Raw genomic sequence first — 19,463 nt, forward strand, 5'->3', positions numbered from 1 at the left:
TCACACCACCAGAATGGCCGCAATGCCGATCGGCACGGCCCAGACCAGGAACCAGCGCACCGACTGCTCGACCCGGAAGCGCGGAAACACCACGCCGACGAAAGCCGAGAACAGATACATCAGGAACACCTTGAGCCCGAACACCGGCCAATTGGATGCCCCGCCAAAGAACAGGTTCATGTAAACCACGATCTTGGCGACCGGGAAAATCACCCGGTTGGTCTGCATCAGAGCCAGATAGGATGAATGATATTCAGTCGGCGGGCCGATAGGAATTTCCTGCGGCGCCAGCACCACATCGAACGGCGGACGCATCATGGAACCGAGGAAGCCCAGCATCCCCGCCGCCACCGCCAGCGGATTGGTGAACAGGGTCCAGTTCATGAACCCGCCCTGCTGCGCCGCGACGATCTCGGTGATCGACAGGGTCTGATATTGCAGCGCCACCGCGAACACCGCCAGGGCAAACGGCAATTCCGCCGTGGTCACCTGCGACAGGCCGCGCGAGACACCGATGGCCGCATGGGGATGGCCGCTCTCACCGGCCCCCAGCGCCATACCCAACGTCCCGAAAAAGACGAAATACAGGGCCAGGATCAAATCACCGGCAAACGACAGGTTGGAGAACATCACCGAGCCGTAGATGGTCGGCACGAACAACAGCAACCCGACGCCGCCCGACAGCCTGAACACCGGGCCGAGATAGAACATCACGCCGTGGGTGATATGGGTTCGCAGGGCATAGTTCTTCATCAGATCGAAGTAGTTCTGATAGATGGGAATGCCGTAGCGCCGCCCGGCCCGGGCGCCGATCTTCTGGATCAACGCGGTCATCAGCAAGCCGTAGTTGACCACGATGAACAGGGTCAGCAGCGCATAGGGGATCTGAATCCACTCAAAGGTCATGGCTGGGCTCCCATCAGGATCATGTAGACAACAACGACAAAGGCCAGGAGCTGGAAGGCGTAGATTTGTCCATCTCCGGTGTAGAGACGGCGCGTCAGATCACCGACGTTATGCAGCACATCGGTCACCGTGCCCCAGAATGTTTCAAAATAGGGCACCAGCAGGATGCCCAGCGCCTTGCGATACGGGGCGAAGAAGTTCCAGGCGAAATGCGTCGTTTCCGGACGGTAGGGCCGCTCCGCCGCATAGACGATGTTGAACTGCTTCACCTTCTGGGCGTTGTGATTGAGCAGCAGCATGACGATGAACAGGGTCGCGAAAATGACGCCGGTGACGACCATGATGGACACCGGGCTCCAATAGCCAAACTCGCTGGTGATGGTCAGCCCTTCCCAGGACAAGGCGTGGGTGGGGAAATATTGCAGCAGGTAATTGCTCACCCGATGAAGAGCTAACCCCGGGAACAGCGCAAACCCCATGAGAAAGACCACATAAAGTATCTGCGGCAGGATCAGCCAGAACGGCGCTTCCTTGACCATGCGCATCTCGTCCTTCAACTGGCCCAGGAAGATGGTATGGATCAACCGGAACAGATACAGGAAGGCAATGGGTCCCGACAGGAACAGGATGATGATCGGCAGACGGGCGTCGGAGGTCATGATGGCGTTATAGAAAATCCACCGACCACCGAAACCGGACAGCGGCGGCACGCCGGAGACGGCAATGATGCCGATCAGCACAGCGATGAAAGACAGCGGCATCAGGGTGATCAGGCCACCCATCTTATACATCTCCCGGGTCCCGGTACGTTTGGCAACGCCGCCGATGGACAGGAACAGCATAGATTTGTAGACGTAATGGTTGATGATGAACATCAAGGCCATCAACCACCCCAGGTGATTCATCATCGCCAACCCGAACACCGCATAGCCCATCTGACCGATGGAGGAATAGGCGAGAAGCCGTTTGGCGTCTTCCTGGAAGGCCGCCATAATGTTGCCGATCAGCGCCGACAGCGCGCCGATCCACAGCATTACATATGTCAACTCCACGCCATAAAACTGCGTCTGGCCCATATTCATCAAAAGCATCATCAGGCCGAACAGACCGGCCTTGAGCAAAATGCCCGAGACCATGGGCGACACATCCGTTTCCGCTTCCGCGTGGGCACCGGGCAGCCAGATATGCAGGCCCAGCGAAGCAGTCTTGGTCATGAATCCGATCGCCAACAAAATGAACACCAGCGGTGCCCATTCGGCACCCACGTCGGCCAGGGACTGCAACATGAACGGCGATTGCCCCTGCGCCGCGATGGCAAACCCGGCCAGCAGGGCGAACGCCCCGGCCAGCGAAAACAGCAAATAGGACAGCCCGTGCGGTTCGGAATTCTTGCCACGCAGAATCAGAAAATAGGAGCCGACAGTCAGCGCCTCCCAGGCGGCGAAGAAGTTGAACGAGTCTTCGGCCACGATCAGCATGGCCAGACCGGAATACATCAGCATGGCCGAGGGATAGAAGCCCATGCGGCGTCCGCCGAATTCATAGCTGGCCAGGAAAATCACCGCGCCGCCGATGAGGATGATCACGGCATAGATCAATTGCAGAGGCGTGTAGGCGTCATAGCTCATGTAGAAGAACAGCGACATGCCGACAATGGCGACGGTGTTCTTGACCCACGACGGCAAACTTTCGATCAGCAGGAAACCCAGGGCAAAGAGGAACGGCACCACTTGCAGCAGGTTCCCGTAATAGGATAGCTCGCCCCAAATATAGCCCGCCCCCCAACCGCCGAGCGCGGTCAGCATGACGACGGCCACCTTGCGTACCGAAAACGGCATGAAGGTGCCCTGCTCCGGCCGCTTGATGACGTAACCGAACCAGCGGAACAAATACCCCGCCTCGACCAGCGCCCCGAACAGGATCAAGGCGACGATCAGCAGGCGGTCCTGGGCGGCCAAAATCTGAATCATCTCCCACTTGGCGTAGAACCCCGGGAACGGCGGCAGTCCGATCAGCATGGCCAGAAAACTCGCCATGGCGAAAATCAGCAGTGGGTTCTTGCGCAGCACCGTCCAGGCCATCAGGTCACGTTCCAGGATCAGCCCGGAAATCCAATACAGACCGGCCTTGGCCACCGCATGGGCGATCAAGATACCCCCGGCGATGAACATATAATCCACATTCAGAATATCGCGCTGTCCCACCACAGTGAGAATCAGGCCGATCTGCGCCACCGAGGAATAGCCCAACAGGCGCCGGTCATTGGTCTGCGACAGGGCCATGATATTGGAGGCGACGAAGGTGAACAGGCCGATGCCGGTGGCGACGGGCAACCAGCTGTCGCCGCCAATGAGCAGAAGCTTGTCGGTGGCATACAGCGCCGCCGTGCCGGTGGCGGCGGAGAACACGGCGGAAATGGCCGGATGGGCGGATTCATAGATATCCAGCGCCCAACCGTTGGCCGGAAACGGCTTCAACTCGGCGACCACGGCAACGAACATCAGGAAGAAGGCCAGCGCCCCGCCGCCGCTCATCACCGCCGTCGCGCCGCGCATGGTATCAATATTGAGGGTACCGGTGGAGTGATAGAGGAAGATGATACCCACCAGCATCAAAATGGAGACAAGCTGCGACACCACCAGATATTTGAACCCGGCCGCCAACGCATGCCGGTCATAGGACAACAGGATCAGGCCACCAGTCGAGATCACCAACAGTTCGAAGAACACGAACATGTTGAAGATATCGCGGGTCAGGATGATGCCGCTCAAAGCCATCACGGCAATCAGGAAAACCGCCATGGCCCGGCGCTTCAGGCGCATCAGGGTATCTTTGAGGAACAGCGCCGAAAACAGACCGGTCAGATTGACCAGCAACAGCAGCACCGCCTCCGGCAAGGCCATGCGCAGGTTGATGGCGAAGGGCGGTGCCGTGCCCGCCGTCCGCACTTCCACCGGGACAACATGGTTAATGGCAAAGGCCCACACCCAATCAGCGGCGACCCAACTGGTAAAAGCCAGGGAGGCCAGCGTCAGCAGATAGGCTTTGGCACGCCAGGTATCTTTGAGAAACCCAAGCAGGAATGCCGTGCCGAGGCCGACGGCGATGATGTAAATGGCGCTTACCATTTCAGCTCCGTGAATTTGGAGATATCAAGAGTCCGTTTGGTCTCGAACAACTTGTGGGCATAGGCGAGCATCAGTGCCGTGACCCCGAGGCCGATAACGATGGCGGTGAGCACCAGCGCCTGGGGCACCGGATCAATAATGCGTTCGACAGCCTCCGCGACCGGAACCGCAGCATCGAGGATCGGCGCCGTGCGCCCGAGCATGTAGCCGACAGCCACCATCACCAGATTCACCCCGGTATTGGCCACGGTGAAGGAGATGATCATGCGCAGGATATTGCTATTGGTCAGCGCGCCATAGAACCCGATGAGGATCAATAGAAACCCCGTCGCCATGGAAACGACTTCAATATCGATGGTCATGAGTCCTCCGTTTCGGCGAAGCTGAGCATCATGGAACTGAACTCGGCCCCGACCTTCAATCCGATGAGCGAATAGATCACCGGAATGGCTCCTGCGGAAAACAGGCTGCCGAAGGTGCCCAGGGGCAGAATGCGATTGTCCAGGAAGCCGCCGGCCAAGGCCATACCGAGCAGGCCGATGAACACATAGAGAAAACCGGACCCCGATTCGACACGGGAAATCAGGTTGTGGCTGAAGCGGCGGAAGGGATGGGTCAACAGCATCAACAAGATGCCCGAGGCGACGATGGCACCGCCCTGGAAACCGCCCCCCGGAGTCAGGTGGCCGTTCACGAACACATAGATGCCGAACAGGATAATCAAGGGAACCAGCAAGCGACAGCCGGTGAGCAGCAATTCACCCGACGGTAACAGGTTGGAGACCAAACCGATCACCGGAAGCTGGCCGGGCAAGCGTTCCTTGCGGAGCACCAGCCCCACGGTGGCCGCCGTCAGGAACAGCACGGTCACCTCGCCCAGGGTATCGAGCCCGCGGTAGGTGACGATGATGGCGGTCACGATGTTCTGAGCCCCGGTATCCGACACGGTATTTTCGGCATAATAGCGGGCGGTCAAATTCAAGGCCACGTCCGGGGTGTATCCCATCATCAGGGTCGCAAACACCGCCCCGAGACCGATCAGCAACATGACCGCGATCAGAGATTTAATCATTGCGGCCTCCCCTGACCCGACCCAGCACGAAGAAGAACAGAAACGTCGTCAAGCCACTGCCGATGGCCGCTTCGGTCATCGCCACGTCCGGCGCGGCCAGCAGCAGAAACTGCACCGAGGCAAACAGACTCACCACGCCCGCCGCGAGAATGGAAATGGGCAGGCTGCGTTTGCCGCGTACCGCCAGAATACCGGTGACGATCATCGCCGTGGACAGCAGCAGGCTCATGACGAGAGGGATAAGGGTCATGGCTTTTCTCCGAGATCTTCGGCCAGACGATCCACCTGGGTCTCGGGCGCTTTATGCACACCGCTGCGGTGCGCGGCACGGGCCAGCACCTGCGAAGACAAGGGGTTGGTGAACAGCAGGAACAATCCAATGAGCAACAGCTTCAGGGTCCATTCCGGTTGCAGGAACGACACCCCCACCATGGTCAGCATGGTGCCCAGGGTGGTGGCCTTGGTCCCGGCCTGGATGCGGTTGTAAATGTCAGGCATGCGGGTCAAGCCCAACCCGCCGAGCAGCAGGAACGACGTGCCAAAGACCAGAATCACCCCGCCGATCACATCGAGTACGGATTCCATCAGGTCCCCCTTTCCAGGTAGCGGGCCGCGACAATAACCCCCAGGAACGACAACAAGGCATAAACCAGGGCGACATCCAGATAGATCACACGGTCTTCCAACAGGGCTGTCAGCACGATGCCGGTAATGGAGACGATGGTCAGCACATCAAAGGCGATGACCCGGTCCACCGCCACCGGCCCCCGAACGAACCGCCACAGGGCGAGCAGGAACGCCACACCCGCCATGGCCGAGGCCAGATAGATCAGAAACTCAACCATACATGACCTCCAGATAACGCTCGAAACCCGCGACAATACTCTCCGTCGCCTGGTCGATATCGGCGGATTCCATGCTGACCCAGTGGATATACAGCCACTCGTCCTCCAAACCGACGGTGAGCGTTCCGGGGGTCAGCGTAATCGCATTGGCCAGCATCAAGCGTCCCATGCGGCTCTTCAACCGGGTGCGCACCTTGACGATCCCGGGCCGCACCGGCAGGCTGGGAGAGAGCACGATCAACGCCAGATTGATATTCGACTTGACCAGCTCCTTGAAGAAATAGAGCACGAAAAACACGGTCGCCACAAAGGACCCGGGCAGGAACCGATAGTCGGATAAAAACGACAATCCGTTGCGAAAAAAGAAGGTGATGACCAGTGCCGCCATCACCCCGATCAGCAAGGTGTCCGCCGCCAGATTTCCATTCAGCAAAATCCAGAACAGGACCAGGGTAAGAAAAAGCTCGAACGAATAGCGAGTTCGGCTGACGCTGCTGGAGTCCATGTCATCCTGCTTTCATTCATGGCTTTCGCCGAGGCAGATCGTTCGGGTGTGAGGCCCCGAAACCAAAGGACTCGGGAAAAACGGAGATCGCATGGCCGTCGCCCGCCATCCCGTTGTGCCATCCTTGGCACACGCAACGCGAAACGCGACTCTGTATATATTAGCGACGCATCATATACACGAATAATCCAAGGTACATAGGAAATATGTGTATAACAGCATTGAAAAAATAACAACCCTGTCAAAACCCTGCGTTGAAACAGGGGGCATTTGAATTAAAAACATAACAGCAAGAAATACATGTCACAATATTAACAATTTATACTAAGACAAATATCAATAATATTAGAAATTAAAATTTCATATTAAAAGTATTATGCGACACCAATTAAAATTCATTTCTCCCGTTATTTTGAGGAAACAACGACTTCAGTTCTTCGCCAAGAGCAAAATGGCAACAAAAAAAGATCCACGGTGCAAAACATCGGTTTTACACGAACTGGGCAAACTGAATGTTGGTCTGGACCGCCCTCCCGGTTCGGTATCCGCCCGACCAGGAGTGCCGGTTCTCAGCCAGAGATCTGCAAATTCTGAGCCGCGTACTTGCCGTTTCGGCCCTGCTCCAGATCGTAGGACACCTTTTGTCCCTCGTTCAATGTCGCGAGACCGGCCTGTTGAACGGCGGTGATATGCACGAAAGCATCATCCCCACCCGTATCGGGTTGAATGAAGCCGTAGCCCTTATCCGGATTGAACCACTTCACCGTGCCTGTAGGCATAAGTAAACTCCCTGTGTGTTATCTTTCACCTGTCCCAGTTCGCCACCTCCATCAGGCGTTTTGCCGATACAAGTGCCCCTAAACCCTACCGCCACGAGCGCGAAAGTAAAGAGACCTGCGGGGAAAAAGCACGATTTTCACCTATGGCGGGTTGATCGCCGGGGATTTACGCCTCCCCCATCCATAATGTGACGGCTAAGGAACATCCGCGCCCCCCAAGCTGAAACGGGGCTGTCACCGATTCGGGCCTTTCGGCGGTTGTCGCCCGAGCGCCGATCATCCGCCCAAGAGATCGTGAAGCGCCGACTTGAGCACCTTGGAGTCAACCGGCTTGTTCAAGATCCGAACCTGTAATCTGTGAAGCAAAGAGGCCGGAACTACCGACGCATCTCCGGTCAAGAGCAAACCCGGAATATCCGTCCCGTGAACCTCGCGCAATTCCGAGATCGCGTCCAGTCCGGTCCTATCCTCCGCCAGAAAATAGTCCGCCAGGATCAGGTCCGGCCGTTCCGCCTCCTTCAGACGCGCGAAATCAGCAGACGCCGGTCCACAATTATGGGCCACCGCCACCGCATATCCCCAGCATTCCAGAATGGTCCGCAGCGCGTCGGCGACAATCGCATCATCGTCAAGAACAAATATACAGGATGGATTGGACAAGCCTACCATGCCCCCGCAAAAGCCGCTCCCCAAAAAAATCACGATCTATATTACAAATAAATCTTAAAAATTGCACCAATATTTTTACATTATACATAGGTATAAATGAAAAGGCCGCCCTGAAGCGGCCTTAAAACTGATTCCAATCCCTGGAAGATGGAAAATAACGATCAGTCCACGATCACCAAATTCTCGGCGGCATACTTCCCGTTACGACCCTGGGTCAGTTCGTATTCGACCTTCTGGCCCTCATTGAGGCTGGCCAGACCGGCCCGCTCGACGGCCGAGATGTGAACGAAAGCGTCGCCGCCGCCATCATCCGGCTGAATGAAACCATAACCCTTGGTGGAATTGAACCATTTAACAGTGCCCATAGGCATAATTATTCCCTCCTTGAATGGGAACCAGCGAAAGGGCCGCCTCCAGCTTGGAAACGACCAATGAACCAATCCAGATGCCAGTGAGGGAACGAGTGCGCTTCATGTTAAGAACGGCTGTTGCCCGCGATCATCCTGAACTAGTGAGACCCGGTGGGACACACCCAACCGGAAACCGAAGCGCTGAATGGTCTCCAGATTGCGGAACCACATCATTTCGATTGCCCCGCTTTTTTCAGCAACCCACGGAAATAAAACAACATTACCTTGGGTGGCTTGGACCAAGCACCGCCTCAGTGCCTGTTTCCCTTATCCACGTTTTTTAGTTCTCTGTCAATGGGCAGCACAACGTCCACAGGGGCGAACGCCCCTGCGCCGTGAGGGTAAAAATCATTGAGGAAAACATGAGAGCCTTGATATGCGTCAATTTGCCGAGTTGGATATCAACATAGTCTGGTTATCGGTTTTCGAGGGTTTCCATGTTCATCCACCTGAGATGACATCCAGATCCTGGAAAATTCTCTCTGCGTGTTCCTCCCGAACATGCAATCAACTCGAACCGGACAGCTCGCGCTGTCCGGTTTTTTTGAGTCAGGCCGCGCTTATTCCTCGGGACGCATGAGGATGAAGCCGCAGGGGCACTCCGCCGCGCACATGCCGCAGCCCTTGCAGAATTCGTAGTCGAACAGATAGTGCGACCCGTCGCTACAGGTATCGCGAGTCTTGATCACCGCGTTGTCCGGGCAATAGGTCCAGCAGTTGTCGCAGGCCAGACAATTGCCGCAACTGAAGCACCGCCCCCCCTCGTCGATGACCTGGGCATATTCCAGGCTCTGTTCGATTTCCGCGAAGTCGGTGCGTTCGGCCACCGGCAGTTTGCCGATGAAGGCGCGTGGTGCCGGTTCGTAGTAATTGACGTTGAGCTTGTCGTAGCCCAGCAGTTCACGCACATCGTCCAAGGGTTCGCCCTTGGCGATAAAAGCCTCGATGGCTTGTGCCGCCTTGCGGCCATCGCCCACCGCCGCACTGACAGTGCCCCGGTCGCCCCGGGCATCACCCCCGACGAAAATACCCGGTTGATCTGCCAGTCCGCCCCAGGAATCGGCCTTGAAATAATTACTGTTGCCGACCAGCTTTTCGAACCCGGAGGAATCCACGGCCTCGCCAATGGACGGGATGACCATGTCCACATTGAGCACCCGCTCGGTGCCCTGGAAGGACACCCGGCTCTTGCGCCCGCCCTTGCCGAGCAGCTTCTTGAGATGCACCATTTCGACGCCGATCAGCTTCGACCCGCGCATGATCAGTCGCTGGATGGTCCGATGGGGATAGAAGATCACCCCCTCTTCCTTGGCTTCCTCCAGTTCGCGCGGCACCACGTTGAGCACGTCATCCGGTGCGGTGTCCGGTCCGGGCAGTCCCGAGGCGGTAATCACATAGACCTCGGCCACGCCGCGCCGTTTCATGATCCGCGCCAGATCCACCGCCGTGTTGCCGCCGCCGTGAATGGCGACGCTCTTGGGCGTCGGAATTTCGCCGTGATCGACCCATTCCTTAATCAGATGCAGCCCCTGATGCAGATCGGCCGGCACCGCCCCGTCCACATCCCAGGCCTTCGAGCGCTCGGCCCCCGGCCCCATGAACACGGCGGCATGGTCGTTTTGCAATTCACCCAGGGAAATATCGCGGCCCAACCGATGACGGGGATGGAACGTCAGCCCCTTCATGGAAAAAATCCGCTCAATCTCCGCATCCAGCACTTTGCGCGGCAGGCGGGTCATGGGAATGGCCGAACGCAGCAGTCCACCAGCCTCCGGCAAGGCATCGAACAGATCCACCCGGAAACCGCGGCGCACCAGATGATAGGCGGCGGACAGACCGGACGGCCCGGCCCCGACCACGGCCACCGACGGCGACTCTTTGGTCACCTTGCGCAGCACCGGATATTCCCAGCCCAGGCGGATCGCCTCATCGCCCAGAAACCGCTCCACATTATGGATGGCGATGGGTTCGTCGTATTGGCCCCGGTTGCAAGCCGCCTCGCAGGGATGCGGGCAGACGCGCCCGGTCACCGCCGGCATGGGGTTGGCGGCCACCAGCACTTCCCAGGCTTCGTGCAGCTTGTTTTCCTGCACCTTGGCCAGCCAGGCCTGCTGATCCTCCCCGGCCGGGCAGGCGGCGTGACAAGGAGCCGCCCAATGTTGGTGATAGGGAACATCCACCCGCCAGCTACCGGTCTTGAAGGCAAGAGACGTTCCGGGAAGGGCGTAGGCCCCGCGTGTTAACACTGCCATGATCTTCGTCCCTTCCGTCTAGTTGGCCAGACCGCCGCGGCGCACCGCGTCGGCGCCGTCGGTATCCAACGGGTCCACATCGTCGCCATACAGACCGTACAGCTCGATATTGTAATCGGCGAGCGCCTGCAAATGCTCCCGCTCCTCCAGGGCGCGCGGATCATCCGGGGCAAACAGATGGCGGAACCGGACCTGCTCCTTGAGATAGTCGGTCACCGGACGCGGATTGCGGATCGGCATCACATCGGTCACCTCGCCGCGTTCCATCTCGACCAGCGGGAACAATCCGGTCTGCACGGCCAGCCGCGCCACCTCAATGGTCTTGGCCCCGTCATGACCCCATCCCAACGGACAGGGGCTATGCACCAAAAGGAACGTCGGACCGGTGATCTCCATGGCCCGCCGCACCTTGCGCCGGATATCCGCCGGATAGGCCACCGAGGTGCTGGCGGCGTAGGGAATATGATGCGCCGCGATGATCGACAGCAGATCCTTCTTCAGGTGCCGCTTGCCCATGCTGGCCTTGCCCGGCGGTGAGGTGGTGGTGCGCGCCGAATGGGGCGTCGAGCCGGAGCGCTGAATGCCGGTGTTCATGTAGGCTTCGTTGTCGTAGCACACATACAGCACGTTATGTTCGCGCTCCAACATCCCCGACAGGGATTGGAAGCCGATGTCGAAGGTGCCGCCGTCGCCGCCAAAGGCCAGGACCTTGGTCGATTTGCCCTGGGCCTTCATGGCCGCTTCCATGCCCGAGGCGACCGCCGAGGCGTTCTCGAACAGCGAATGAATCCATGGCACCCGCCAGGCCGACTGCGGCCAGGGGGTGGTGAAAACCTCCAGGCAACCGGTGGCGTTGGCGATCATGACGTCGGGTCCGGCGGCCTCGGTCACCAGACGGGCGGCCAAGGCCTCACCGCAGCCCTGACAGGCCCGATGACCGGCTTCCAGACCGCGGAACCGGGGTTGCAGTTGCCGGGCGTCTTTCTGCGGAGCGGCTTCCGCCTGCGGCAGATCCGTACTCTCTTCCCGACCGTGCTTGTTGCGCAATTCGCGCAGACGTTCGGGATTGTTCTTTTTCGCGGCCATGTCAGCGATCCTCCTTGGGGAGCTTGTCCAGATCAACGTCGAATACCGAGAATTCGGAAATGGTGCCCTCCTTGAGAGCCTCCATCAGACGCGGGAACATATCGATGGGAACATCGCGCCCCCCCAGACCAACCGCTACGTTGTGCACCTTCGGCGGATTTTTCATGCCGGACAGGGCGGCCCGCACCTCGGTGCCGACAATGCCCCCCATCCCTGCGGAGAAGGCCCGTTCCATGACGATCAGATCCTTGACCCCCTCGCAGGCGGCCCGAATGGCCTCCTCGGGGAAAGGCCGGAAACAGCGCAAATTGATCAGTTTGGTCTTGCGCCGAGGCTTGTAGGCTTCCATGCCGGCCCGCAACGTGCCCAAAACCGACCCCAGGGTCATGATCGCCACGGAGGCTTTCTCGTCTCCGTATTCGGTCAACAGACCGCCATAGCTGCGCTTGAACTGTTTGCCGAACGCCTTGTCCGCCGCAACGATTTCCTCTTGCGCCCGCAACATCGCCATATGGTGCGAGTGCCGCACCTCGGAGAAAAATTCCGGCGTCACCAGGGTGCCGACGCTGATGGGATCGGCAGGATCCAAAGTCCGCTTGAATGTGTAGGGAGGCAGATACTTGTCCACCTGCGCTGCATCGGGAATGTCGATGACTTCCAGGGTATGGGTGAGAATGAACCCGTCCATGCAGACCATCACCGGAATTTCGGTCTTCTCGGTGATGCGATAGGCCTGGATCATGGTATCCACGGCCTCCTGGTTATCGGAGCAATAGAGCTGAATCCAGCCGGAATCCCGCACCGCCATGCTGTCGGACTGGTCATTCCAGATGTTCAGCGGCGCACCGACCGCCCGGTTGGCGCAGGTCAACACCATGGGCACACGCAGGCCCGCGATGTTGAACAACACTTCGCACATCAGCATGATGCCCTGCGACGAACTGGCCGTGTAGGCCCGCGCCCCGGCGGCGGCGGCACCCAAGGCGACCGACGCGGCGGAAAACTCGCTTTCCACGCTGACCAGTTCGGTCTTCAGTTCCCCGTCGGCCACCAGCTTGGAAATATTCTCGACGATGTGGGTCTGTGGGGTGATCGGATAGGCCGCCACCACAGCGGGACGACAAAGAGCTACCGCCTTGGCGATCGCCTGTGAACCCTCAAGCGCTTGCCGCATTGGATTTCTCCTTCCAGAGTCCCGTTTCCACCGCCTTGGCCGCCTGATGGGCCAGACGCAGATTGTTTTCCAGCACATGGGCCTTGAAACGCTGACTCAAGGCTTTTTTCAGCGCCGCCTGCGGCAACATGTCGGTCATTTCCAGAAAAGCCGAGAGCAGCGCCACGTTGGGCACCGGACGACCGACGTTTTCAATCGCCATCTGAGTGGCCGGAATGGCCACCATGTCTTCGCCGTACAGGTCCTTCAATTGTTCGGACGTGCGGTTCGAATTGATGAGAATGCCGCCCCCCTTGCGCAGGCCCTTGGTCAGGCCCTTTTCATGAAACAGGGTTTCGTCCTGAATGATCAGGAAGGACGGGGTCTTGACCTCGTCCCGTTGCAGGATCTGGGAGTGGGACACACGGACAAAGGCGACCACCGGCGCGCCCCGGCGTTCGGCTCCGAAGGCCGGAAAGGCCTGACAATATCGGCCGTCTTCGAAGGCCGCCGTCGCCAGCACATAGGCAGCGACCACATTGCCCTGCCCGCCCCGACCATGGATGCGGATTTCCATCATTTCTGGGTATTCCTTCCAAGAGATTGAAGTCACGTTGACCGTGATCGTGCTTTGATTAGGGGGCCATACTTTCAAATGCCGTGACACAGATCAACCACCACCCAACAACGCTTTAAAACCAATATGTTGCAATGCCCGCGTTGCGACATCCCGGAGTGGAGGATAGGATCCTGCCGTTGCGACTCCATTTCACCGGAAGATCATGACCCAAGACGCGCCGCCTCTCACATTGCTCCTTGCCGGGCCGTTCGGGCCGCTCGGACGCTCGGTCGCGGCGCGTCTGGCCCGCACCCCCTGTCATTTGTTTCTGGCCGGAGGACGCGAACCGGATATGCAGGCCCTGGCCGATGCCCTGCAACCGGACAGCATCGCCACCATCGCAGCGATTCCCGGGGAACTGGCCCATCCGGTGACTCGCGATGTGCTGATTCTGGAACTGGAAAAGGTGGATGTGCTGATTCTCGACGGCAGCGACCTCGGTCCCCTGCCCCAGGACGACGAAGCCTCCGACCTGTGGCGTCGTCGTTTGTCCGGACTCAGCGGATTGGCCCGGGATCTGGCCCGGGAGATGCCTCCACATCAAATGCGTCTGCTGGCGTTGATTGATGACGCGGCAGGGGGTCGCGTGCTCGGGGCCTCACTGCCGGAGGACCTCCATCATGTGGCCCTGCTGGTCTCCCCCGGGTCCCGCGACGACGAGGTTTGCGACCTGTTGATGGCCCTGCTGGGCGGGGCCGGACGGGTCATCCGCTCCGGGACCACGATCCCGACCCAGGCGAGCCCTTCCACATGAATGCGTTCGACCTGCCCGACGGGGCTTTCATTGATGACGAATTGATCTGGAACCAATGCCTGACCCCGGCCCCGCGCCCCGGCCCGGCATTGTTTCTCGACCGGGACGGCGTGGTGGTGGTGGAAGTGAACTACCTGCACGAACCGGATAAAACGATTCTCATTCCCGGCGCGGCGGAGGTCATTGTCCGCGCCAACCACCTGGGACGGGCGGTCGTTCTGGTGACCAATCAGGCGGGTATTGCCCGGGGCATGTATGGCTGGCCGGAATTCGCCGCCACCCAGGCGCGTCTGATCGACCTGCTGGCCGCCCAGGGGGCGCATCTGGATGCCGTCTACGCCTGCCCGCATCACAAGTCCGGTCAGCCGCCCTACGGCCATCCCAGCCACCCGGCCCGCAAGCCCAACCCGGGGCTCCTGCTGCGCGCGGCGGCCCAGATGAGCCTGGACATGAAGTCGTCCTGGATCATCGGTGACCGGGCCAGCGACATCGCCGCTGGTCGCAACGCCGGATTAGCTGGCGGGTTGCATGTGCTGACCGGTCACGGCTCCCGTGAGGGCGAGTTGGACGCGGTGCGGGCGGAAGCGCGCGACGGCTATGAGGTGCGCTGCGCCGACAGCATCGCCGAGGGATTGAACTTGCCAATCCTGAGCTAAAACGGTTCACCGGGATGGATCGACCGGCTCCGTTTCGATGAACATCTGCAAGCGCGTTGCTGCGGAGGCCCCGGCTTCCGAGTAGATGTTGAACACCTCGTCCACACCGTTTGCCTTGAGAAGCTCCAACTCGTCGGGATATTTCGCCGTGGCCACGATCGGCCCGATATAGGCCCGCTGACGCAATTGCCGCGCCGCCGCAAGATTGGCCGATTGATTGGGCAGAGCCAAAAGTACGAAGTCGGCTCCCTGGGCACCCTGATCCAGACGGGACCAGAATTCCAGACTGGTGGCGTCTCCCAGCACCACGTTCCGGCCACTCGCGGCCAGATTTTGGACCCGAATTTCGTCCTGATCAATGCCGAGAATACAGTCGCCCAACTGTTCATGGACCTGATCATAGGCCGCCAGCCCCACCCGGCCCATGCCGAAGATCAATATCCGCCCATCGCCGAGCACGATATTCTCGTCGCCGGGCAACCGTTTTTTGCTTTCCAGTCTCTTCAACAGGCTGCGGAACCGTGCGTAGAGGACATTGGACTGGACATTGAACGGTGCCGCCAGAATGAACGAAGCGGCGACCGTCAAGGCCGTCACGGTGACCCATTCCGGTGCCAGCCAGCCCCCCGAAACAACAATCGCCGTGACGATCAGGCCGAATTCGCTGTAGGTCCCAAGGGCCAGGGAGGCCAGACTCGCCCCCCAGGAACGCAGCCGAAACCGGGTCAGCAACAAATAGAACAGCACAGACTTCAGGGGCACGAAGCACAGCAGAACCAGCGCCGTCAGGAATGACTCCAGGGTCGGCAGACCGGTCAGCCCGATGGTCAGGAAGAAACAGACGAGAAAGACCTCCTTGAACCCCATCAGGCTGTTTGCCAACTCGCGGCCCTTCGGATGACCGGACAGCAGGACGCCGAACACCAGCGCCCCGAGATCGGCCTTCATCCCAACCATTTCGAACGTCGCCGCGCCACCGAGGGCCAGCGCGAATCCGAAGATGGTCAACAGTTCACCGTGCCCGGCCAGACCGAGAACCCGCCCCAAAAGATGACGCCCCGGAATCAGCGCCAACAACAGCAAGGCCCAGGGCGACGGGACCTTGCCGGTCGACAAGGCAAGAAACGCCACCGCCGCCATGTCCTGCATAACCAGGATGCCAATCGCCACCTGGCCGTAACGGGAGGACATGGACCCGCGTTCTTCCAGGGTCTTGACGGCAAAAACGGTACTGGAAAACGAAAAGGCGAAGGCCAGCATGAGGATGGTCAAAGGTGTCAACTGATCGAACATCAGGACTCCGGCCCCCCCCAGTCCCCACAGCATGACGAAGGTGAGCAGGATGGACCCGGCCATGTGCGCCCCCGTCGTCGCCCAGACCTCGGTTTTGATCATGGTGCCAAGGCGCAGCTTCAATCCGATGGTAAACAACAGCAGGGTAATGCCGAGGTCAGCGGCCGCCTTGAGAAACACGTCGGCTTCCGCGCCCAGGGCATTGAGGACAAATCCCGCAACCAGAAAGCCGACCATGGGCGGCAATCGAACCTGTTGAAACAGCAGGCCGAAGGCAAACGCGATGGCGATCCACGCCGGATCGCGATAGTCGATGGAAATCAGGAGGGTTTCCATGATTCAGTCTTGGCCGCCGGAAACAACGAAGGTGGCTCGGAAGACAACGGCCATGTGTTCCTTCCTACGACAGATCCACATGCTCGAAAGTCCACGAAATTCACGTTCAATCATAGCCAGTCCCATCCCTTTTGGGAACCAGGAAGGGTGCCTTGGCCGAATGATTTGGCAAACACATCCACCCTTTCCCGGCCCGTGGCTCGCGGCGGTGACGAGATCCAATGCGCCGACAGCATCGCCGAGGGTCTCGGGGTGCCGTTGTTGACCGAACAGCTTGCTGAAAAAGCCAGATTTGGTGAATGTGGCGACACATGCCTTGACAAGCTTCTTTAACAGCCGTCAAGGGAGAAAGCGTGTCCGGGCTCCAAGCTGGACACCCGCATTTACCCTGCTGTTTTCGTGCGAAATATGATTCATTTTCCGTATTGTGAAGGTCGGGGGATGACGGATGGAACAGCGCGGTTTATTCAGTTTATCGGAGTACCTAGAGCGGGATGAAGCCGGAGTGAATCGAAAGGGGATTCCCAAAGTCTCGCAATTCTGATTCAACATACTGGCTGGAAAAGGAGGCCAGTATGGATGACGAAACCCTATTCGAACGATCTCCGCGAGCGTGTGGTCGCCGCCGTTGAGGAAGGCGGCCTCTCTCGGCACCAAGCTGCGGCGCGGTTTGCCGTTGGTGTCAGTTCGGTCATCCGCTGGGTGACCCGTTTCCGCGAGACGGGCAGTGTTGCGCCCGACAAGATGGGAGGGAACCGGCCGAAGACAATCCGAGGAGAACACCGTGATTGGCTTATCCAGCGGTGCAAGGAGAAGGACTTCACGTTGCGTGGGTTGGTGGCGGAACTGGCCGAGCGCAAGGTGATGGTCGACTACCGCAGCGTCTGGGAATTCGTGCATGCCGAAAAACTGAGTTTCAAAAAAAAGCGTCCTTCCCAGGGAACAGGATCGGCCCGACGTGGCGCGTAAGCGTGAACAGTGGAAGGCGTATCAGGACCGGGTGGCCATTGATCGCCTAGTCTTCATCGACGAAACCTGGACCAAGACCAACATGGCGCCGCTCCGGGGATGGGCGCCGGTCGGCCAAAGGCTCGACGCCAAGGTGCCGTATGGCCACTGGAAAACCATGACCTTCCTCGCCGCGCTCCGCCACGACCGCATTGAGGCGCCCTGGGTTCTCGACGGGCCGATCAATGGCGAACGCTTCCGGGTCTATGTCGAGAAGGTGCTCATCCCCACCCTCAAGCCCGGCGATATCGTGGTCATGGACAATCTCGGCAGCCACAAGGGCGAAGCCATCCGCCGCCTCATCCGAGGCGCGGGTGCCAAGCTGTTCTTCCTGCCGAAATACTCCCCCGACCTGAACCCCATCGAGCAGGTCTTTGCCAAACTCAAGCATCTGCTGCGCAAGGAGGCCGCGCGCACCGTCGATGCGCTCTGCGAGGCCATCGGAAGGCTACTCGATGCCTTCCCGCCGCAGGAATGCGCCAACCTCGTCAGAAACGCCGGATATGGACCAACCTAAATTCATCCCGCTCTAGAGGCAATCAGCCGGGACGGCGATCCGTTGGAGGTGCCGAATGCGGTGGTGGATTTTGAGATTTTCCGCGGCTGGCTGGTCGCTGGTCTGGGCTACGGCGATGGGGCCAAGGGCGGGTGGCAGATCAGAATGGTCGTCAGCACGTAGAACACTGCCTCGGAGGTCTGAGCCGACAGCGCCTATCGCTCGCAAAGCAACGAGAAATGGCTGGCGAGCAAGATCCTGACCAGTCGTATCAACCGGCGCAAGCTCAAGGGTAAAGCCATGCCCAAATCGATGGCCTAGGCGAACGCGAAGTAGTCGGCCACCCTCGCCTACAATATGGACCGTCTGATCTTCCATGATCACCGGGCTTTAAGGGGATGAATCTGCTCAAACAACACCAATTCATCCCAAAACCGCCCGATCTGAGTGATTGGCGGTGAGAAGAAACACGTCCTTCTGCCCAATACGGGACGTCAATGCCGTGTTAAAACAAAATCTGCCGTTTAATGGGGGTGTCACTGGATCTTCAGGAATACGCAATATCAAGCAGATAGACGTTTTTCAGGGCGAACGATTAAGCCATCTCAGCATGAGGAGGCCGCTTGTTTTCAAGTAAGGACGCCGCCCCTCACAGATCGACCGGGCGTCCCTTGGCGAGGGAGTCAAATTCGATCAGCGTTTCCAAAATACCCTGAAGCTGATTCAGGGGAATCATGTTGGGGCCGTCGGAAGGGGCGTGGTCGGGGTCGGGGTGGGTCTCGATAAAGACGCCCGCCACGCCGACGGCGACCGCAGCGCGGGCCAGCACCGGGGCATAAACCCGCTCGCCGCCGGAGGAGCCGCCCTGCCCGCCCGGTTGCTGCACCGAATGGGTGGCGTCGAAAATAATCGGGGCGCCGCTGTCCCTGGCCATCCGGGGCAGACCGCGCATGTCGACCACCAGAGTATTGTAGCCGAACGATGAGCCGCGCTCGGTGATCATGACGTTGGGATTGCCGCTCTCGGTGACCTTGCTCACCACATGGCGCATGTCCCAGGGAGCCAGGAACTGGCCTTTCTTGACATTGACCACCCGGCCCGTATGGGCGGCGGCGACCACGAGGTCGGTCTGGCGGCACAGGAAAGCCGGGATTTGCAAAATATCCACCACCTCGGCCACCGGGGCGCATTGGGAAATTTCATGCACGTCGGTGAGCACCGGCAGGCCGATCTTGTCGCGGATTTCTTCGAACACCGGCAGCGCCTTGTCCATGCCGATGCCGCGCTTGCCGCCGATGCTGGTGCGATTGGCCTTGTCGAAGGAAGCCTTGAACACCAGACCGATATTCAGTCGATAGGCCATTTCCTTGAGCGCCGTGGCAATTTCCAGGGCCTGGGCGCGGCTTTCCATCTGACACGGCCCGGCGATCACCGCCAGCGGCAGATTGTTGCCGAAGGTGACGGAACCCGCGGTAACGTGCAGATGTCTGGTCATG

At 59.3% G+C, this 19,463-nt stretch carries 20 protein-coding genes; 3 read left to right on the forward strand and 17 right to left on the reverse strand.

All coding sequences use genetic code 11. The annotated features are described in order from the left end of the window. From ACYQ1P_RS13985 to ACYQ1P_RS14055, 15 genes are all read right to left on the reverse strand, one after another. On the reverse strand, nt 1-906 hold the full coding sequence (locus tag ACYQ1P_RS13985; RefSeq protein WP_460020952.1) for a respiratory chain complex I subunit 1 family protein: 906 nt from the start codon (nt 904-906) through the stop codon (nt 1-3). Beyond that, entirely contained in the window at nt 903-4,034 is a 3,132-nt protein-coding gene (locus ACYQ1P_RS13990) for a proton-conducting transporter transmembrane domain-containing protein (protein WP_460020953.1), read from the reverse strand. The genes ACYQ1P_RS13985 and ACYQ1P_RS13990 overlap by 4 nt, the downstream gene beginning before the upstream one ends. Next, nucleotides 4,028-4,396, reverse strand: a complete 369-nt coding sequence (locus ACYQ1P_RS13995) for a sodium:proton antiporter (protein WP_460020954.1) — start codon at nt 4,394-4,396, stop codon at nt 4,028-4,030. The genes ACYQ1P_RS13990 and ACYQ1P_RS13995 overlap by 7 nt, the downstream gene beginning before the upstream one ends. Further along, nucleotides 4,393-5,106: a Na(+)/H(+) antiporter subunit B gene (locus tag ACYQ1P_RS14000; protein ID WP_460020955.1), complete on the reverse strand. Its 714-nt coding sequence runs from the start codon at nt 5,104-5,106 to the stop codon at nt 4,393-4,395. Before ACYQ1P_RS14000 ends, ACYQ1P_RS13995 begins: the two co-directional genes overlap by 4 nt. Beyond that, nucleotides 5,099-5,356: a hydrogenase subunit MbhD domain-containing protein gene (locus tag ACYQ1P_RS14005; RefSeq protein ID WP_460020956.1), complete on the reverse strand. Its 258-nt coding sequence runs from the start codon at nt 5,354-5,356 to the stop codon at nt 5,099-5,101. The genes ACYQ1P_RS14000 and ACYQ1P_RS14005 overlap by 8 nt, the downstream gene beginning before the upstream one ends. Beyond that, a complete protein-coding gene (mnhG, locus tag ACYQ1P_RS14010) occupies nt 5,353-5,691 on the reverse strand; it encodes a monovalent cation/H(+) antiporter subunit G (RefSeq protein ID WP_460020957.1) in 339 nt (112 codons plus the stop codon). The genes ACYQ1P_RS14005 and mnhG overlap by 4 nt, the downstream gene beginning before the upstream one ends. Then, nucleotides 5,691-5,951: an MrpF/PhaF family protein gene (locus ACYQ1P_RS14015; RefSeq protein WP_460020958.1), complete on the reverse strand. Its 261-nt coding sequence runs from the start codon at nt 5,949-5,951 to the stop codon at nt 5,691-5,693. The genes mnhG and ACYQ1P_RS14015 overlap by 1 nt, the downstream gene beginning before the upstream one ends. After that, on the reverse strand, nt 5,944-6,456 hold the full coding sequence (locus ACYQ1P_RS14020; RefSeq protein ID WP_460020959.1) for a Na+/H+ antiporter subunit E: 513 nt from the start codon (nt 6,454-6,456) through the stop codon (nt 5,944-5,946). Before ACYQ1P_RS14020 ends, ACYQ1P_RS14015 begins: the two co-directional genes overlap by 8 nt. Before the next feature lie 569 nt (nt 6,457-7,025). Beyond that, nucleotides 7,026-7,235, reverse strand: a complete 210-nt coding sequence (locus ACYQ1P_RS14025) for a cold-shock protein (protein ID WP_460020960.1) — start codon at nt 7,233-7,235, stop codon at nt 7,026-7,028. 276 nt (nt 7,236-7,511) lie between these two features. Continuing rightward, nucleotides 7,512-7,895, reverse strand: a complete 384-nt coding sequence (locus tag ACYQ1P_RS14030; protein ID WP_460020961.1) for a response regulator — start codon at nt 7,893-7,895, stop codon at nt 7,512-7,514. Nucleotides 7,896-8,065: 170 nt separating this feature from the next. Then, nucleotides 8,066-8,275 carry a cold-shock protein gene (locus ACYQ1P_RS14035; protein ID WP_460020962.1) on the reverse strand — a complete coding sequence of 70 codons (210 nt, stop codon included), beginning with the start codon at nt 8,273-8,275 and terminating at the stop codon, nt 8,066-8,068. 599 nt (nt 8,276-8,874) lie between these two features. Then, complete coding sequence (locus ACYQ1P_RS14040; protein WP_460020963.1) at nt 8,875-10,566, reverse strand: FAD-dependent oxidoreductase; 1,692 nt, start codon at nt 10,564-10,566, stop codon at nt 8,875-8,877. An 18-nt stretch (nt 10,567-10,584) separates the two neighbouring features. After that, nucleotides 10,585-11,652: a thiamine pyrophosphate-dependent enzyme gene (locus ACYQ1P_RS14045; protein ID WP_460020964.1), complete on the reverse strand. Its 1,068-nt coding sequence runs from the start codon at nt 11,650-11,652 to the stop codon at nt 10,585-10,587. 1 nt (nt 11,653) lies between these two features. Continuing rightward, the gene (locus ACYQ1P_RS14050) at nt 11,654-12,826 is read right to left on the reverse strand and encodes a hypothetical protein (protein ID WP_460020965.1); all 1,173 of its coding nucleotides are present in this window, start codon (nt 12,824-12,826) and stop codon (nt 11,654-11,656) included. After that, nucleotides 12,810-13,385 (reverse strand): 2-oxoacid:acceptor oxidoreductase family protein, encoded by a 576-nt coding sequence (locus ACYQ1P_RS14055; protein ID WP_460020966.1) that lies wholly within the window; start codon nt 13,383-13,385, stop codon nt 12,810-12,812. Before ACYQ1P_RS14055 ends, ACYQ1P_RS14050 begins: the two co-directional genes overlap by 17 nt. A 202-nt stretch (nt 13,386-13,587) precedes the next feature. Between ACYQ1P_RS14055 and ACYQ1P_RS14060 the strand changes: the two genes are divergently transcribed. Next, a complete protein-coding gene (locus ACYQ1P_RS14060; protein WP_460020967.1) occupies nt 13,588-14,178 on the forward strand; it encodes a Rossmann-fold NAD(P)-binding domain-containing protein in 591 nt (196 codons plus the stop codon). After that, nucleotides 14,175-14,834 (forward strand): D-glycero-alpha-D-manno-heptose-1,7-bisphosphate 7-phosphatase, encoded by a 660-nt coding sequence (locus ACYQ1P_RS14065; RefSeq protein WP_460020968.1) that lies wholly within the window; start codon nt 14,175-14,177, stop codon nt 14,832-14,834. The genes ACYQ1P_RS14060 and ACYQ1P_RS14065 overlap by 4 nt, the downstream gene beginning before the upstream one ends. A gap of 6 nt (nt 14,835-14,840) precedes the next feature. Here the strand turns inward: ACYQ1P_RS14065 and ACYQ1P_RS14070 are convergent, their stop codons facing one another. Then, a complete protein-coding gene (locus tag ACYQ1P_RS14070) occupies nt 14,841-16,463 on the reverse strand; it encodes a cation:proton antiporter domain-containing protein (RefSeq protein WP_460020969.1) in 1,623 nt (540 codons plus the stop codon). A 579-nt stretch (nt 16,464-17,042) separates the two neighbouring features. Between ACYQ1P_RS14070 and ACYQ1P_RS14075 the strand changes: the two genes are divergently transcribed. Further along, a protein-coding gene (locus tag ACYQ1P_RS14075; protein ID WP_460018340.1) for an IS630 family transposase occupies nt 17,043-17,988 on the forward strand; the annotation gives its coding sequence in 2 pieces (ribosomal slippage) (nt 17,043-17,381 and nt 17,383-17,988; 945 coding nt in all). Nucleotides 17,989-18,616: 628 nt separating this feature from the next. Here the strand turns inward: ACYQ1P_RS14075 and kdsA are convergent. Beyond that, complete coding sequence (gene kdsA / locus ACYQ1P_RS14080; RefSeq protein ID WP_460020970.1) at nt 18,617-19,462, reverse strand: 3-deoxy-8-phosphooctulonate synthase; 846 nt, start codon at nt 19,460-19,462, stop codon at nt 18,617-18,619. Nucleotide 19,463: the final 1 nt, after the last annotated feature.

The sequence above is a fragment of the Magnetospira thiophila genome, assembly GCF_054657015.1.

Coding starts and splice junctions, on each gene's coding strand:
- ACYQ1P_RS13985 (WP_460020952.1), bottom strand. CDS start 906: ATGACCTTTGAGTGGATTCAGATCCCCTATGCGCTGCTGACCCTGTTC.
- ACYQ1P_RS13990 (WP_460020953.1), bottom strand. CDS start 4,034: ATGGTAAGCGCCATTTACATCATCGCCGTCGGCCTCGGCACGGCATTC.
- ACYQ1P_RS13995 (WP_460020954.1), bottom strand. CDS start 4,396: ATGACCATCGATATTGAAGTCGTTTCCATGGCGACGGGGTTTCTATTG.
- ACYQ1P_RS14000 (WP_460020955.1), bottom strand. CDS start 5,106: ATGATTAAATCTCTGATCGCGGTCATGTTGCTGATCGGTCTCGGGGCG.
- ACYQ1P_RS14005 (WP_460020956.1), bottom strand. CDS start 5,356: ATGACCCTTATCCCTCTCGTCATGAGCCTGCTGCTGTCCACGGCGATG.
- mnhG (WP_460020957.1), bottom strand. CDS start 5,691: ATGGAATCCGTACTCGATGTGATCGGCGGGGTGATTCTGGTCTTTGGC.
- ACYQ1P_RS14015 (WP_460020958.1), bottom strand. CDS start 5,951: ATGGTTGAGTTTCTGATCTATCTGGCCTCGGCCATGGCGGGTGTGGCG.
- ACYQ1P_RS14020 (WP_460020959.1), bottom strand. CDS start 6,456: ATGGACTCCAGCAGCGTCAGCCGAACTCGCTATTCGTTCGAGCTTTTT.
- ACYQ1P_RS14025 (WP_460020960.1), bottom strand. CDS start 7,235: ATGCCTACAGGCACGGTGAAGTGGTTCAATCCGGATAAGGGCTACGGC.
- ACYQ1P_RS14035 (WP_460020962.1), bottom strand. CDS start 8,275: ATGCCTATGGGCACTGTTAAATGGTTCAATTCCACCAAGGGTTATGGT.
- ACYQ1P_RS14040 (WP_460020963.1), bottom strand. CDS start 10,566: ATGGCAGTGTTAACACGCGGGGCCTACGCCCTTCCCGGAACGTCTCTT.
- ACYQ1P_RS14045 (WP_460020964.1), bottom strand. CDS start 11,652: ATGGCCGCGAAAAAGAACAATCCCGAACGTCTGCGCGAATTGCGCAAC.
- ACYQ1P_RS14050 (WP_460020965.1), bottom strand. CDS start 12,826: ATGCGGCAAGCGCTTGAGGGTTCACAGGCGATCGCCAAGGCGGTAGCT.
- ACYQ1P_RS14055 (WP_460020966.1), bottom strand. CDS start 13,385: ATGATGGAAATCCGCATCCATGGTCGGGGCGGGCAGGGCAATGTGGTC.
- ACYQ1P_RS14060 (WP_460020967.1), top strand. CDS start 13,588: ATGACCCAAGACGCGCCGCCTCTCACATTGCTCCTTGCCGGGCCGTTC.
- ACYQ1P_RS14065 (WP_460020968.1), top strand. CDS start 14,175: ATGAATGCGTTCGACCTGCCCGACGGGGCTTTCATTGATGACGAATTG.
- ACYQ1P_RS14070 (WP_460020969.1), bottom strand. CDS start 16,463: ATGGAAACCCTCCTGATTTCCATCGACTATCGCGATCCGGCGTGGATC.
- kdsA (WP_460020970.1), bottom strand. CDS start 19,462: ATGACCAGACATCTGCACGTTACCGCGGGTTCCGTCACCTTCGGCAAC.